The following is a 14,049-nucleotide window of genomic DNA, read 5'->3' on the forward strand; positions in this document are numbered from 1 at the left end:
GCCAGTCCAAGCCGCATCAGGCATGGCATAATCGCCGCCCGCACTTTCTACGGCTCAACAGGGCACGAGGAAATTCAATGCCTTACACCCTCTACGGCATCAAGGCCTGCGACACCATGAAAAAGGCCCGCACCTGGCTCGACGAGCAAGGCGTCGCCTATGTGTTCCATGACTACAAGACTTCCACCATCGACCGCGCCAGCCTGAGCAAATGGTGCGCCGAGCATGGCTGGGAAACCGTGCTGAACCGTGCCGGCACCACCTTCCGCAAGCTCGACGAAGCGCAGAAGGCCGATCTGGATCAGGACAAGGCCATCGAACTGATGCTGGCCCAGCCCTCGATGATCAAGCGCCCGGTACTGGACCTGGGCGAGCGTACGCTGGTCGGTTTCAAGCCGGACCTTTACGCCGCCGCACTGGCCTGACCTCCACTTTCTGAATTCGTGAAAAGGAATCCATCATGACCGCTACCCTGTTCAGCCTGGCCTTCGGCGTCGGCACCCAGAATCGCCAGGGCGACTGGCTGGAAGTCTTCTACGCCCAGCCGCTGCTCAACCCGGCCGCCGAACTGGTCGGCGTGGTCACCGCCAAGCTGGGCTACAGCGGCGGCAACCGGGCCATCGCCATCAGCACCAACCAAGCCGGCGAGCTGGCCAATGCGCTCAAGAGCATCGACGCCACCCAGGCCGCCCTGCTGACCCGCCTGGCCGAGAGCACCAAGCCGCTGGTGGTCACCCTGCTGGCCGAAGATGCCGCGCTGACCTCCACTCCCGAGGCCTACCTCAAGCTGCACCTGCTGTCGCACCGCCTGGCCAAGCCGCACGGCCTGAACCTGGCCGGTATCTTCCCGCTGCTGCCCAACGTGGCCTGGACCAGCCAGGGCGCCGTCGACCTCGGCGAACTGGCCGAGCGCCAGCTGGAAGCCCGCCTCAAGGGGGAGCTGCTGGAAGTCTTCTCGGTGGACAAGTTCCCCAAGATGACCGACTACGTGGTGCCGGCCGGCGTGCGCATCGCCGACAGCGCCCGCGTGCGCCTGGGTGCCTACATCGGTGAAGGCACCACCGTGATGCACGAAGGCTTCGTCAACTTCAACGCCGGCACCGCCGGTCCGGGCATGATCGAAGGCCGCGTCTCAGCCGGTGTGTTCGTCGGCAAGGGCTCGGACCTGGGCGGCGGCTGCTCGACCATGGGCACCCTGTCCGGCGGCGGCAACATCGTGATCTCCGTTGGCGAAGGCTGCCTGATCGGCGCCAACGCCGGCATCGGCATCCCGCTGGGCGACCGCAACACCGTGGAATCCGGCCTGTACATCACCGCCGGCACCAAGGTGGCGCTGCTCGACGAAGCCAACAACCTGGTCAAGGTGCTCAAGGCCCGCGACCTGGCCGGCCAGCCGGACCTGCTGTTCCGCCGCAACTCGCAAACCGGCGCAGTGGAGTGCAAGACCAACAAGACCGCCATCGAACTCAACGAGGCGCTGCACGCCCATAACTGACGGGGCTGCCGTAGGGTGAAAAACTCGCGCAGCGATTTCCCACCCTGGCGGATGAGGCTTCGCCCTCATCCTGACCGTAGACAGGCCGGGCCCATGCCCGGCCTGTCTATTTATACTCAGCACATTTCCCAGCAATGCCGCAGACCATGCCCATCACCTCTCCCTGGCGCACCGACTTCCCCGGCATCCTGGCCCTCGCCGCCGAGGGCCAGACCTACCTGGACAGCGCCGCCACCGCGCAGAAGCCGCAGGCCATGCTGGACAGCCTGTTCGGCTACTACGCTGGCGGCGCGGCCAATGTGCACCGCGCCCAGCATCTGCCTGGGGAGCGCGCCACCCGCGCCTTCGAAGCGACACGCGACAAGGCTGCGCGCTGGCTGAACGCCGCCAGCAGCGAGGAAATCGTCTTCACCCGCGGCACCACGGAGTCGCTGAACCTGCTGGCCTACGGCCTCGAGCCGCTGTTCCAGCCCGGTGACGAGATCGCCATCAGCGCCCTGGAGCACCACGCCAACCTGCTGCCCTGGCAGCAGCTGGCCCTGCGCCAGGGGCTCAGGCTGGTCGTCCTGCCGCTGGATGAACGCGGCGACATCGACCTGGAGCAGGCCACCAGCCTGATCGGCCCGCGTACCCGCTTGCTGGCGATCTCGCAGCTATCCAACGTGCTGGGCCGGCAACAGCCGGTCGCCAGGCTGGTCGACCTGGCCCGCGCCCGGGGCGCTCTCAGCGTGGTGGATGGCGCCCAGGGCGCCGTGCACGGTCGCCAGGATGTGCAGGCGCTGGGCTGCGACTTCTATGTCTGCTCCGGGCACAAGCTCTATGGCCCGGACGGCGTCGGCCTGCTCTATGGTCGCCGCGAGGCCCTGGCGCAGCTGCGCCACTGGCAGTTCGGCGGCGAGATGGTGCTGCAGGCCGACTATCAGCGCTCGACCTTCCGCCCGGCACCGCTGGGTTTCGAGGCCGGGACTCCCGCGATCGCCGCAGTCATCGCCCTGGGCGCGACCTTGGACTACCTCGCCGACCTCGATCAGGCCGCCGTGGCGACGCACGAAGCCGCGCTGCATGCCGAACTGCTCGCCGGCCTGGGCGCACGCGCAGGTATACGCCTGGTCGGCGCGCCGCAGCTGGCCCTGGCCAGCTTCACCGTGGACGGGGTACACAGCGCCGACCTGGCGCACCTGCTCACCGAGCAGGGCATCGCCGTGCGCAGCGGCCATCACTGCGCCATGCCACTGCTGAAAAGCCTCGGCCTGCCTGGGGCGATTCGCGTGTCGTTGGGCCTGTACAACGATGGCGAGGACCTCGAGCGCCTGTTCATCGCCCTGGACAAGGCCCTGGAGCTGCTGCAGTGACCCTGCCAGCTGCCGCCCGCGAAGCACTCGATGCCTTCGCCGCCTGCCCCGGCTGGGAACAGCGCGCGCGCCTGCTGATGCAATGGGGCGAGCGTCTGCAGCCACTGACTGAAACCGAGCGCAGCGAAGCCAACCGGGTCGACGGCTGCGACAGCCTGGTGTGGCTGGTGGCCGAACGCCGTGGCAGCGCCTGGCACTTTCGCGCCGCCAGCGAGGCTCGGCTGATCCGCGGCCTGCTGGCCGTGCTGCTGGCACGTATCGACGGCCTGAACGCGGATGAATTGGCCGAACTGGACCTGCCGGCCTGGTTCGACCAGCTCGGCCTGGCCCGCCAGCTCTCACCCTCGCGCGCCAACGGCCTGAATGCCGTGCTCCGGCGCATGGCCGAGCTGGCAACCCGCTGATCAGCGCCGCCAGGCCTCGAAAACACCAAACTCCCAGCGCCGCATGGCCAGCACCAGGGTGTAGCCCTCGCGCTCGGTCTCGGATAGCTTCTGGTCGGCCAGGTGCTGCTGGGCGAACTCCTGCGCCACCCGCTGCAGGCGCTCGACGAAGGCAGGCGCCAGCGCCCGGCTGATGCGCCCATGTACCAGCAAAAGCCCCTCGTCGGCACCGGCAAAATCACCAGCGTAGTAATCCTGGAGTGCCTGCTTGCGGAAATAGCGCATCACCGGCCCGTCCGGCTGCCAACGGAAGGTCTTGGCCAGTTTCAGGCGATAGCGGTTAAGGGGCTTCAGCTCGATCACGCCCAGCCGATCCAGGCGGATCAGGGCTCCCACCACCTCTGCCTCGCTCAGCCGATAGGTCGCGATCATCTGCTCGAAGGTCCACTGGCTAAGCACGCAGATGGCCACCAGCAGCAGTTTCTCATCGCCAACCACGGCCCGCTCCTGCTCGAGGCTCAGGGCACTGAGCTGTGGCTGGGCATCCGCCACCTGGCGCGCCAGGTCGGCAAAGTCCAACTGCAGGACACGGCAGATGGCATCCACCCGCGACAGCGGCATGTCGCCCTTGGCCAGCATGCGCTTGACGTTGGACTCGGACATCCCCAGTGCATGAGCCAGGTCGGCATAGGTGATCTGACGCGCCTTGAGCTCGCGCTTGATGAGCTGGATCAGTTCGATGGTTGCGCCCATAAGTATCGCCTGAATGAACCTGACAGGTACTTATACGCTACCCAGCATAACCACAAGAGACTTTTCTGGGAGAGCTAACCAGACTGCGCCCATCGCGTCGACCTGAAGGAACAGCCTTATGCCCACCACAACATCGGCACTCCGGGCCCCACTGACCGCGCTCGGCATCACGCTGGCGGTGCTCGCCGCATTCGGCCCGCCCCTGCTGCAGCCGCAGTCCTACCACGACTTTGCCGACCAGCGCGCGCTGTTCGGCCTGCCGCATGCCATGGACGTGCTAAGCAACCTACCCTTCCTCCTCCTGGGCCTGTTCGGACTCGCCCGCCTGCCCAGAGTGGCCGAGGCCTGGAGAGGCCTGGTGGTTGTGCTGTGTACGGGATTGTTGCTGACTTTCGCCGGTTCAGGGCTGTATCACCTCGCACCGGGCAATACCGGCTTGCTCCTCGACCGCCTCGGCATGCTGGTGCTGTTCGCCGGCATTCTCGGCCTGGCCAGCGCCGATCGCCTGGGGCTGTCGGTGGCACGTGGGATGCTGGCCTGGGTGGGGCTTGGCGGAGCCGCGAGCCTGACGGCCTGGTGGTACGGCGGCAATCTGCTGCCCTGGGCGTTATTGCAGACCGGCGGCGTGTTGGTCCTGCTGCTGCTCGCCTGCACCCGACCGCAAGCCGATGCCCCGGCCCTCAGGCTGGGACTGTGTGTAGCCTGGTACGGTCTGGCCAAGCTGTGTGAACTGACTGATGACGAGCTTTTCAGGCTGAGCAACCAGATGATTTCCGGGCACAGCCTCAAGCACCTGCTATCTAGTCTCGCGGTCCTGCCACTGCTGCTGCCGCTGAGTATTCAGGGCCGTGGTCGCCAATCATCGGCATCGCCGGCGTAAAGGGCACGCTGCAGGCGCGCCAGCTCGCCACGCCTGGCGAAGCGCGCCAGCGCCTCGTTGAAACGCTGCAACAGCGCCTGAGCCTGCGGATCATCCTTGCGCAACAACAGACGCAACGGCTCGGTATTGAGGTAACGCGGGTGGTGCGTGATGCCCCTGCGCTCGTGCTCGGAAAACAGGCGCCGAAGCATGGCGTAACCGACCGCGCGGTCTTGCGGGTGGAGATCGACGCGCCCTAGCGCCAGCAGACGGAAGGCCGTGTCGTCCTTGCTGTTCTGCTCGACCTGCAGCCGCCCCGCTTGCAGCGCCTGGTCGAACTGCAGTCCATAGGAATAACCCAGCGTCGTGGCTATGCGATAAGGCTTGAGATCCTCAACGCGTCGCCAGTCGAACGGCAGCGCCTTGCGATGAAACAGCACGACCTCGCCACGCACCAGCGGCTCGCTGCACACCCCATACTGCCGGCGCATCGGGCTGCAGCTATAAGGCATGATGGCATCCAGCGTACCTTGCTGCAGCATCAACACATTGCGGTCCCAGGGGTAGAAGAAGAACTCGACCTGGTAGCCGGCATCAGCGAATACCGCACGAACCAGGCGGGCCAGAGCGCCCCCATCGGCGCGGTGCTGATCGACATAGGGCACCCAGTCGCCGGTGCCGATACGCACCACTGGCTCGGCATTCGCCGTCAGACTACTCAGCATCAGAGCGAGCAGCATCAGCCGACGCAGTGGCGAGCGGTGAAGCGAAAAAGACATGCGTACCTCACATCTGGGGCCGTCCGCCCCCAGGCTTAGCCGGGTCGTTCAACCACGCTGACGCAGGGTCAGGCCCCGCAGGAAGTTGCGCAGAAGCTGGTCACCGCAGGCGCGGTAGTTCTTGTGCTCGGGGCTGCGGAACAGCGCACTGAGCTCCGCCTTGGTCATTGGCAGGTCGGCGGCACGGAGGATCTCGTGCAGGTCGTCGTCACGCAGCTCGAAAGCCACCCGCAGCTTCTTCAGGATGATGTTGTTGGTCAGGCGCTTTTCCACCGGCAGCGGCGGACGGCTTTCGTCGCGCCCACGCTTGTACAGCACCAGGCCGGCCAGGAAGTGCGCCAGCACTTCATCGCTACAGGGCTGGAAGCCCTCCTCGTCATCCTTCTTCAACAGGGCCGCGACCGCCTCGGGCGCCAGGCTGTATTCGGCCAGCTGGCAGATCCCGGCCAGCTGGGCATCGCTGATGTCAAGCAGGTAGCGCAGACTGCGCAATACATCGTTGTTGTTCATGGAAAACTCTCTGGGCGCCCGCAGGCGCATACATGCTTAACCGGCCTTGCCGGTACGTTCCGCCGGACGCCGCGCACCGGCCACCAGCTTGTCGATGGTGCGTGCGGCGGCGGCCATGCCAAAGCTGGCGGTGACCATCATCACCGCACCGAAACCGCCGGCGCAGTCGAGCTTGACGCCCTCGCCGACGAAGCCCTTGGCCTGACAGACGCTGCCATCGGGTTTGGGGTAGCGCAGCTGCTCGGTGGAGAACACGCAGGGCACGCTGTAGCTGCGCCCCGGCGTGCGGGAGAAGTTGTAGTCGCGGCGCAGGGTACTGCGCACCTTGGCCGCCAGCGGGTCGTTGAAGGTCTTGTTGAGGTCGGCAATCTGGATCTGCGTCGGATCGACCTGACCACCGGCGCCTCCGGTGGTGACGATCTGGATCTTGCGCCGCTTGCACCAGGCGATCAGCGCCGCCTTGGCCGCCACGCTGTCGATGCAGTCGATCACCGCGTCGAGCTGTTCGGTGATGTACTCGGCCATGGTCTCGCGGGTGACGAAATCAGCCACCGGGTGAACCTTGCACGCCGGGTTGATGGCACGGATGCGCGCGGCCATCTCGTCAACCTTGGCCTTACCCACGGCGCCATCAATGGCATGCACCTGGCGGTTGGTGTTGGTGATGCACACGTCGTCCAGGTCGAACAGCGAGATCTCGCCCACGCCGGAGCGCGCCAGGGCCTCGGCAGCCCAGGAGCCGACGCCACCGATGCCAACCACCGCCACATGCGCCGCCGCCAGACGCTCCAGCCCTTCACGCCCGTACAACCGGGCAATACCGCCGAAACGCGGATCTTCTGTCGCCATCGCACACCTCACAAACCGGCCGGCATTATACGGTGCGGGCTCGGGCTGTCGCGCGAAGATGCATCCGTTGGTCTGATGCAGGCGCGGTGCGCCAGCCGGGGCATTTCCGCAAGGCCCTTGATGCAGGCGCGCCCGGCCTGGACAGCACACCTCTGCCGGCAGACGGAAGCGATTCACCCCCGCCCGCCAGGGAACTCCGCCAGCGTGCCGGCAGACCAACCCCTTGGCGGGCCCGGCGGTGCTATACAGTCTTGCGGCCGCGGAGTAGCATGCGCGCCGACCGGCGTTCGCCGGCCCATTTCCCGGTTCGTACGAGGAGCTGCCAGATGCCCTGGCCTCTCGACGTGACCCTGTTCCTGATTGCGGAACCTCTAAGCAGCCATGCCAACGCGCAAACTCGGAATCAACCTGGTGGTCATCGTGGCGGTCGCCGCCCTGTTCACCGGCCTCTGGGCACTCTATAACCGTCCGGTCAGTGCCCCGGACTGGCCGGAGCAGATCTCCGGCTTCTCCTTCTCGCCGTTCCGTGCCGGGCAGAGCCCGATGACCGGGGTCTACCCCAGCGACGAGCAGATGCGTGCCGACCTGGAGCTGCTGAGCCGGCAGACCGACAACATCCGCACCTACTCGGTGGACGGCAAGCTGGCCGACATTCCGCGCCTGGCCGAGGAGTTCGGCCTGCGCGTGACCCTCGGCGTATGGATCAGCAATGACCTGGAGCGCAACGAGCGCGAAATCGCCAAGGCCATCGAACTGGCCAACGAATCGCGCAGCGTGGTGCGGGTCACCGTGGGCAACGAATCGCTGTTCCGCGAGGAAGTCGAGGTCGAGGAGCTGATCGGCTACATCGACCGGGTGCGCTCGGCAGTCAAGGTTCCGGTCAGTACCTCCGAGCAATGGCACATCTGGCAGGAAAACCCCGAGCTGGCCCAGCACGTCGACCTGATCGCCGCTCACGTGCTGCCCTACTGGGAATTCGTGCCGATGCAGGACTCCGGCGAGTTCGTCCTGGAACGCGCCAAGGACCTGAGAAAGCTGTTCCCGAAAAAGCCGCTGCTGCTCTCCGAAGTGGGTTGGCCGAGCAACGGCCGCACCCGTGGCGGCGCCGAGGCGGACCAGGCCGAGCAGGCCATCTACCTGCGCACCCTGGTCAACACTCTGAACGCCAAGGGCTACAACTACTTCGTCATCGAGGCCTTCGATCAGCCCTGGAAAGCCAGCGAGGAAGGCTCGGTCGGCGCCTACTGGGGCGTTTACAACCTCGACCGCCAGCCCAAGTTCGCCTTCGAGGGACCGGTCGTCGCCATCCCGCAGTGGCGCCTGCTGGCGGTAGCGTCGGTGGTCATGGGCCTGCTGGCCCTGGCACTGATGCTGATCGACGGCTCGGCCCTGCGCCAGCGCGGCCGTACCTTCCTGACCTTCGTCGCCTTCGTCGGCGGCTCTGCCCTGGTGTGGATCGCCTATGACTACAGCCAGCAGTACAGCACCTGGTTCAGCCTGACCGTCGGTGGCCTGCTCGGCATCGGCGCACTGGGCGTGTTCATCGTCCTGCTCACCGAGGCGCATGAACTGGCGGAAACAGCCTGGACCCGCACCCGCCGCCGGCCCTTCCTGCCGGTGCTGACCGACACCGCCTACCGACCCAAGGTGTCGATCCACGTGCCCTGCTACAACGAACCGCCGGAGATGGTGAAGCAGACCCTGGACGCCCTGGCGGCCCTGGACTATCCGGATTACGAAGTCATCATCATCGACAACAACACCAAGGACCCGAAGGTCTGGGAGCCGGTGCAGGCCTACTGCGAGCAACTCGGCCCGCGCTTCCGCTTCTTCCATGTGGCCCCGCTCGAGGGCTTCAAGGGCGGTGCGCTGAACTACATCCTGCCGCATACCGCCCCAGACGCCGAAGTGGTGGCAGTCATTGACTCCGACTACTGCGTGAGCCGCAACTGGCTCAAGCACATGGTGCCGCACTTCTCCGACCCGAAGATTGCCGTGGTGCAGTCGCCGCAGGACTACCGCGACGGTGATGAAAGCGCCTTCAAGAAGCTCTGCTACGCCGAATACAAGGGCTTCTTCCACATCGGCATGGTCACCCGCAACGACCGCGACGCCATCATCCAGCATGGCACCATGACCATGATCCGCCGCAGCGTGATGGACGAACTGAAGTGGGCCGACTGGACCATCTGTGAAGACGCCGAGCTGGGCCTGCGCGTGTTCGAGAAAGGCTACTCGGCCGCCTACGCCCACGAGAGCTTCGGCAAGGGACTGATGCCGGACACCTTCATCGACTACAAGAAGCAGCGTTTCCGCTGGGCCTATGGCGCCATCCAGATCATGAAGGGACATGCCCGCGCGCTATTCCGCGGCGAAGGCTCGCAGCTGACCCGAGGCCAGCGCTACCACTTCATTGCCGGCTGGCTGCCGTGGATCGCCGATGGCCTGAATATCTTCTTCACCGTCGGCGCCCTGCTCTGGTCGGCGGCAATGATCATCGTGCCGAACCGCGTCGACCCACCGCTGATGATCTTCGCGATTCCGCCGCTGGCGCTGTTCTTCTTCAAGTTCGGCAAGATCATGTACCTCTACCGCAAGGCGGTGGGCGTCGATCTGGCGCGCTCCTTCCAAGCCGCCATCGCCGGCCTGGCGCTCTCGCACACCATCGCCAAGGCGGTGTTGTACGGCACCTTCACCAAGACCATCCCGTTCTTCCGTACGCCGAAGATGGCCAGCAACCATGGCATCCTGGTGGCCCTGGCCGAAGCACGCGAGGAGGTGTTCGTCATGCTCCTGCTGTGGGGTGCGGCGATCGGCATCAGCTTCGCCCAGGACATCGGCAACGCCGACGTGAAATTCTGGGTGGCCACGCTGCTGGTGCAATCGCTGCCCTACCTGGCGGCCCTGCTGATGGCCCTGCTGTCGTCACTGCCCAAGCCGGTGGAGAAAGAGGTCGCGCAGGCGGCGTAGCCGTGAGTGGATGTCATTTTTGACGACGCGTGTCACCCCATCGAAACGGCGGCCTTGAGGCCGCCGTTTTGCATTAAGATGGCGGCCTTTCTGATCTTCGCTGTTCCGGAGCCGCAATGACCGCCCTCACCCCCACCCTGGAGCTCGCCTTCGACCTGATCCGCCGCCCTTCCGTGACCCCGGTCGACGAAGGTTGCCAGGAACTGATGATGCGCCGCCTGGCCGCCGTCGGTTTCGAGGTGGAGCGCATGCGCATCGAGGAGGTGGAGAACTTCTGGGCCCGGCGCGGTGGCGAGGGCCCGGTACTGTGCTTCGCCGGCCATACCGACGTGGTGCCGACCGGTCCGCTGGATGCCTGGCAGTACCAGCCTTTCGATGTGCGCGTGGACGATGAAGGTATGCTCTGCGGCCGCGGCGCAGCGGATATGAAGGGCAGCCTGGCGTCGATGGTCATCGCCGTCGAGCGCTTCGTCGCCGATCACCCGGACCACAAGGGCGCCATCGCCTTCCTCATCACCAGCGACGAGGAAGGCCCGGCCCACCATGGCACCAAGGCCGTGGTCGAGCGTCTGCGCGAACGCGGTGAGCGCCTGGACTGGTGCATCGTCGGTGAACCCTCCAGCACCAGCCTGCTCGGCGACGTGGTGAAGAACGGCCGCCGCGGCTCGCTCGGCTGTACCCTCACCGTACGCGGTAAGCAGGGCCACGTGGCCTACCCGCACCTGGCGCGCAACCCCATCCACCTGGCCGCGCCGGCCCTGGCCGAACTGGCAGCCGAGCACTGGGACGACGGCAACGCCTACTTCCCGCCGACCAGCTTCCAGGTGTCCAACCTCAACGCCGGTACCGGTGCCACCAACGTCATCCCCGGCGAACTGAAGGCGGTGTTCAACTTCCGCTTCTCCACCGAATCGACGGTCGAGGGCCTGCAGCAGCGCGTCAGCGCCATCCTCGACAAGCATGGTCTGGACTACAGCCTGGACTGGGCCCTGTCCGGCCTGCCCTTCCTCACCCAGCCGGGCGAACTGCTCGATGCCGTGGCCGCCAGCATCCAGGCGGTCACCGGCCGCGAAACCACGCCGTCCACCTCGGGTGGTACGTCGGACGGTCGCTTCATCGCCACCCTGGGCACGCAAGTGGTCGAACTGGGCCCGGTCAACGCCACCATCCACCAGATCAACGAGCGGGTACTGGCCAGCGACCTCGATCTGCTCACCGAGGTTTACTACCAGACCCTGGTGAAACTGCTGGCATGAGCCTGACCTGCCCCATCTGCCGGGAACCGCTGAGCCCGACGGGCAGCGGCCTGGCCTGCAGCAACCGGCACAGCTTCGACCGTGCCCGCCAGGGCTACTACAACCTGCTGCCGGTGCAGCACAAGAACAGCCGCGACCCGGGTGACAACCAGGCCATGGTCGAGGCGCGCCGGCGCTTCCTCGACGGCGGCCACTACGCACCACTGGCCAAGCGCCTGGCCGAACTGGCCGCCGAGCGCGGCCCGCGCAGCTGGCTGGATATCGGCTGCGGCGAGGGCTACTACACCGCGCAGCTCGCCGAGCAGCTGCCCGAGGCCGACGGTTACGCCCTGGACATCTCCCGCGAGGCGGTGAAACGCGCTTGCAAGCGCGCGCCGCAGCTCAGCTGGCTGGTGGCGAGCATGGCCCGCGTGCCGTTGAGCGATGCCAGCTGCGACCTGCTGGCAAGCGTGTTCAGCCCACTCGACTGGCAGGAAGCGCTGCGCCTGCTCAGGCCCGGCGGCGGCCTGCTGCGCATGGGCCCGACCCGCGCGCACCTGATGGAACTGCGGCAGAAGCTGTATGACGAAGTACGCGACTACGACGACCATAAGCACCTGGAGCTGATCCCGCCGGGCATGCACCTGGCCCACAGCGAGACCCTGAGTTTCCCGCTGCGGCTGACCGACGCCCAAACCCGCGCCGACCTGCTGGCGATGACCCCGCACGGCTGGCGCGCCAGCGCCGAGCGCCGCGCCGCAGTGATCGCCGAACCCTTCGAGTTGACGGTCGCCATCCGCTACGATTGGATCGAAAAGAACAAGGACTGAGCCATGCGCCAACCCGATATCGAGATCTACCTGAAGGACGCCGATCAGCAGGCTATTGCCGCCTGGCTGAGCGAGGCCATCGGTCCGTGCAGCGAGTGGCGCCAGCAGGGCCAGACCTTCAAATGCCGCGCCGGCGAGGTGCCGGTAACCTGGCTGCCGAAGGCCGTGGGAAAGTGGCACAGCCTCTATCTGGAAAGCGACGCCACGCCCTGGAGTGATGACCTGGCCTGTGCCCGCGCCGCCTTTGCCGCGCTCGGCGTGCAGGTACGCTGCGCCCCCGGAGGCTGGAGCGAGGCAGAAGCAGAGGAAGAAGCGGATCGCTGGATCAAGATCGACGCCGAGGGCGAGCAGGAAATCATCTGGCGCACCGATTGATCTCCCCTCTCCACTCGGGAGCGGGACAGGGGTGAGGGTCTTCCAGGGGACTTCGAGCCGCTTATAGCACCCTCACCCCAGCCCTCTCCCAAAGGGAGAGGGAGTGGAAAGTCTGAAACGCAAAAGGCCCGTCATCGACGGGCCTTTTGTTGTGCGACGGGTCTGGCTTCAGACCTTGGACACGTCTTCCGCCTGCAGGCCCTTCTGGCCCTGGATAACGGAGAACTCCACCTGCTGGCCTTCGACCAGCGTGCGATGCCCCTCGCCACGGATGGCGCGGTAGTGGACGAACACGTCCGGGCCGCTTTCGCGTTGAATGAAGCCATACCCCTTGGAATCATTGAACCACTTGACGGTTCCGACCTCACGATCAGCCATTACCACTTCCCTCGATTCTCGATTTTATTGTTGGGCGGATCGGCGCAAACGTTCTTCTTCTTCTCTCCGACCCCGGCCATAACGAGCATGGAGCGGTGTTCCGAATGGCGTCCTGATGCGACCGCCAGGCGAGTATAAAACAAGCGTTCGTCTTGCCAAGGGATTTTTTCGGCCGCCTGCAAGCCCCGGAATACAGGGCCTGCAGGGCTTTTTACTCAGTCCTTGGCAAGCAGATCGGTCAACTTCCTGGCCAGGCTCTGGTACTGGTAAGGCTCGACTCGATAGGCCCAGTCACTACGCCCCGGCACCTCGCTGGCGGACAGACCGCTGCCCTGCTCCAGCAACAGCCAGTGCTGATCGGCCTTGCCGTAGAAACGGCCTTTCAGGGTCTTGCCAGCAAAGGTGGTGAGGCTGAATTCCAGCGCCGGCTTGCCGTCGAAACCGAGCTGGGCCAGCGGTGCGGCATCGGCGAAACGCAGGTCGGCGAAGAACTGCCCGAAGCCATTGGCCGCTCCGTCGAAGGCCAGCCGCTTGCCCTTGGGCAGATCGCGCACCTGCAGGTTCGCCTCCTCGGCCTTGTCGCGCGCCAGCGTCAGGCGCTCGCCACCCGCATGACGCAGATCCAGCTCGCGCACCTCGGCGAAGGGAATGGCCGTGACACGCCGATCCAGCCACTCCAGCTCGCTGGCAGGCAGTTCGATGCGCTGGCTGACCAGCCAGCTCTGCGCCTCGTCGGCGCGCCGCACCAGCTGGCCCTCCTGCTGACCGGGCTTGCCAATCAGCAGCCGCAGGGGGGCCTCGCCCTGCTCCAGCGTGAGGCGCACGGCACGCTCTTCGGCCTCGCCCTTGTCGGCCAGGCCGAGGCGGCCATATAGCTCGGGGTTGGCCGTGCGCGGTTCGACCTTGCGCGCCTCGGCCAGGGCCTTGAGCAGCCTGTTCACCACACCCTGGTCGGCCGGGTAATCGGCCTTGGCTGGCACCACCCAGCCTTGCTCGCGCCGCTCCAGGCGCACCAGCGGCTGGTCACCACGCTGCACTTCAATGGCCTTGACCTGCGCCACCTGCACGCCCGGCAGCCAAGGTTCGGCCTGGGCCGGCACGCGCGGCAGGCCCACCTGGCTGGTGAAGTACCAGCCGGCCACCAGGGCCAGCGCCAGCACCGCCAGAACGAATAGGGTTTTGCGATTCATAGGCTGTTCTCCTCAATCAAGGAGTCGGTGAATAGGGGAAGGGAAAGCGAAGGGGAAAGGGCCGCGCCCTCTCCTCCCACCCCTCTCCCAT

Annotated in this window: 15 protein-coding genes; 9 read left to right on the forward strand and 6 right to left on the reverse strand. The window is 66.0% G+C overall.

Annotation, left to right across the window (positions count from 1 at the left end; all coding sequences use genetic code 11):
- Positions 1 to 77 precede the first annotated feature (77 nt).
- The 4 genes from ACOAPY_RS16045 (at position 78) to ACOAPY_RS16060 (ending at position 3,251) form a co-directional block, all read left to right on the forward strand.
- Positions 78 to 425 (forward strand): ArsC family reductase, encoded by a 348-nt coding sequence (locus ACOAPY_RS16045; protein ID WP_465153972.1) that lies wholly within the window; start codon positions 78 to 80, stop codon positions 423 to 425.
- A 35-nt stretch (positions 426 to 460) separates the two neighbouring features.
- Positions 461 to 1,495 carry a 2,3,4,5-tetrahydropyridine-2,6-dicarboxylate N-succinyltransferase gene (gene dapD / locus ACOAPY_RS16050; RefSeq protein ID WP_465153973.1) on the forward strand — a complete coding sequence of 345 codons (1,035 nt, stop codon included), beginning with the start codon at positions 461 to 463 and terminating at the stop codon, positions 1,493 to 1,495.
- Between the two features lie 146 nt (positions 1,496 to 1,641).
- Positions 1,642 to 2,847, forward strand: a complete 1,206-nt coding sequence (locus ACOAPY_RS16055) for an aminotransferase class V-fold PLP-dependent enzyme (protein ID WP_465153974.1) — start codon at positions 1,642 to 1,644, stop codon at positions 2,845 to 2,847.
- Positions 2,844 to 3,251: a SufE family protein gene (locus ACOAPY_RS16060; protein WP_465153975.1), complete on the forward strand. Its 408-nt coding sequence runs from the start codon at positions 2,844 to 2,846 to the stop codon at positions 3,249 to 3,251. Before ACOAPY_RS16055 ends, ACOAPY_RS16060 begins: the two co-directional genes overlap by 4 nt.
- On the opposite strand, the gene ACOAPY_RS16065 is transcribed toward ACOAPY_RS16060, so the two are convergent.
- A complete protein-coding gene (locus ACOAPY_RS16065) occupies positions 3,252 to 3,983 on the reverse strand; it encodes a helix-turn-helix domain-containing protein (RefSeq protein ID WP_237044535.1) in 732 nt (243 codons plus the stop codon).
- A gap of 118 nt (positions 3,984 to 4,101) precedes the next feature.
- Between ACOAPY_RS16065 and ACOAPY_RS16070 the strand changes: the two genes are divergently transcribed.
- The gene (locus ACOAPY_RS16070) at positions 4,102 to 4,863 is read left to right on the forward strand and encodes a hypothetical protein (RefSeq protein WP_237044534.1); all 762 of its coding nucleotides are present in this window, start codon (positions 4,102 to 4,104) and stop codon (positions 4,861 to 4,863) included.
- Here ACOAPY_RS16070 and ACOAPY_RS16075 read toward each other — a convergent pair.
- From ACOAPY_RS16075 to tcdA, 3 genes are read right to left on the reverse strand one after another with little or no spacing between them, the layout of a single operon-like run.
- A complete protein-coding gene (locus ACOAPY_RS16075; RefSeq protein WP_465153976.1) occupies positions 4,824 to 5,621 on the reverse strand; it encodes a substrate-binding periplasmic protein in 798 nt (265 codons plus the stop codon). The two genes, ACOAPY_RS16070 and ACOAPY_RS16075, sit on opposite strands and share 40 nt — an antisense overlap.
- A 48-nt stretch (positions 5,622 to 5,669) precedes the next feature.
- Entirely contained in the window at positions 5,670 to 6,131 is a 462-nt protein-coding gene (locus ACOAPY_RS16080) for a YehS family protein (protein WP_465153977.1), read from the reverse strand.
- Positions 6,132 to 6,167: 36 nt separating this feature from the next.
- Positions 6,168 to 6,980 carry a tRNA cyclic N6-threonylcarbamoyladenosine(37) synthase TcdA gene (gene tcdA / locus ACOAPY_RS16085; protein WP_076579629.1) on the reverse strand — a complete coding sequence of 271 codons (813 nt, stop codon included), beginning with the start codon at positions 6,978 to 6,980 and terminating at the stop codon, positions 6,168 to 6,170.
- A gap of 381 nt (positions 6,981 to 7,361) precedes the next feature.
- Here tcdA and ACOAPY_RS16090 point away from each other — a divergent pair, with 381 nt between their 5' ends.
- From ACOAPY_RS16090 to ACOAPY_RS16105, 4 genes are all read left to right on the forward strand, one after another.
- Positions 7,362 to 9,950, forward strand: a complete 2,589-nt coding sequence (locus ACOAPY_RS16090) for a glycosyltransferase (RefSeq protein ID WP_465153978.1) — start codon at positions 7,362 to 7,364, stop codon at positions 9,948 to 9,950.
- Positions 9,951 to 10,066: 116 nt separating this feature from the next.
- Positions 10,067 to 11,206, forward strand: a complete 1,140-nt coding sequence (gene dapE / locus ACOAPY_RS16095; RefSeq protein ID WP_465153979.1) for a succinyl-diaminopimelate desuccinylase — start codon at positions 10,067 to 10,069, stop codon at positions 11,204 to 11,206.
- Positions 11,203 to 12,015: a putative RNA methyltransferase gene (locus ACOAPY_RS16100; RefSeq protein ID WP_465153980.1), complete on the forward strand. Its 813-nt coding sequence runs from the start codon at positions 11,203 to 11,205 to the stop codon at positions 12,013 to 12,015. Before dapE ends, ACOAPY_RS16100 begins: the two co-directional genes overlap by 4 nt.
- Before the next feature lie 3 nt (positions 12,016 to 12,018).
- Positions 12,019 to 12,390 carry a hypothetical protein gene (locus tag ACOAPY_RS16105; RefSeq protein WP_465153981.1) on the forward strand — a complete coding sequence of 124 codons (372 nt, stop codon included), beginning with the start codon at positions 12,019 to 12,021 and terminating at the stop codon, positions 12,388 to 12,390.
- 168 nt (positions 12,391 to 12,558) lie between these two features.
- On the opposite strand, the gene ACOAPY_RS16110 is transcribed toward ACOAPY_RS16105, so the two are convergent.
- Positions 12,559 to 12,768: a cold-shock protein gene (locus tag ACOAPY_RS16110; RefSeq protein WP_043306963.1), complete on the reverse strand. Its 210-nt coding sequence runs from the start codon at positions 12,766 to 12,768 to the stop codon at positions 12,559 to 12,561.
- 215 nt (positions 12,769 to 12,983) lie between these two features.
- Positions 12,984 to 13,958 (reverse strand): DUF4340 domain-containing protein, encoded by a 975-nt coding sequence (locus ACOAPY_RS16115; RefSeq protein WP_465153982.1) that lies wholly within the window; start codon positions 13,956 to 13,958, stop codon positions 12,984 to 12,986.
- Positions 13,959 to 14,049 lie beyond the last annotated feature (91 nt).

Origin of the sequence: Pseudomonas stagnisoli (assembly GCF_048595745.1) — a bacterium.
Lineage (GTDB): Bacteria > Pseudomonadota > Gammaproteobacteria > Pseudomonadales > Pseudomonadaceae > Aquipseudomonas > Aquipseudomonas alcaligenes_A.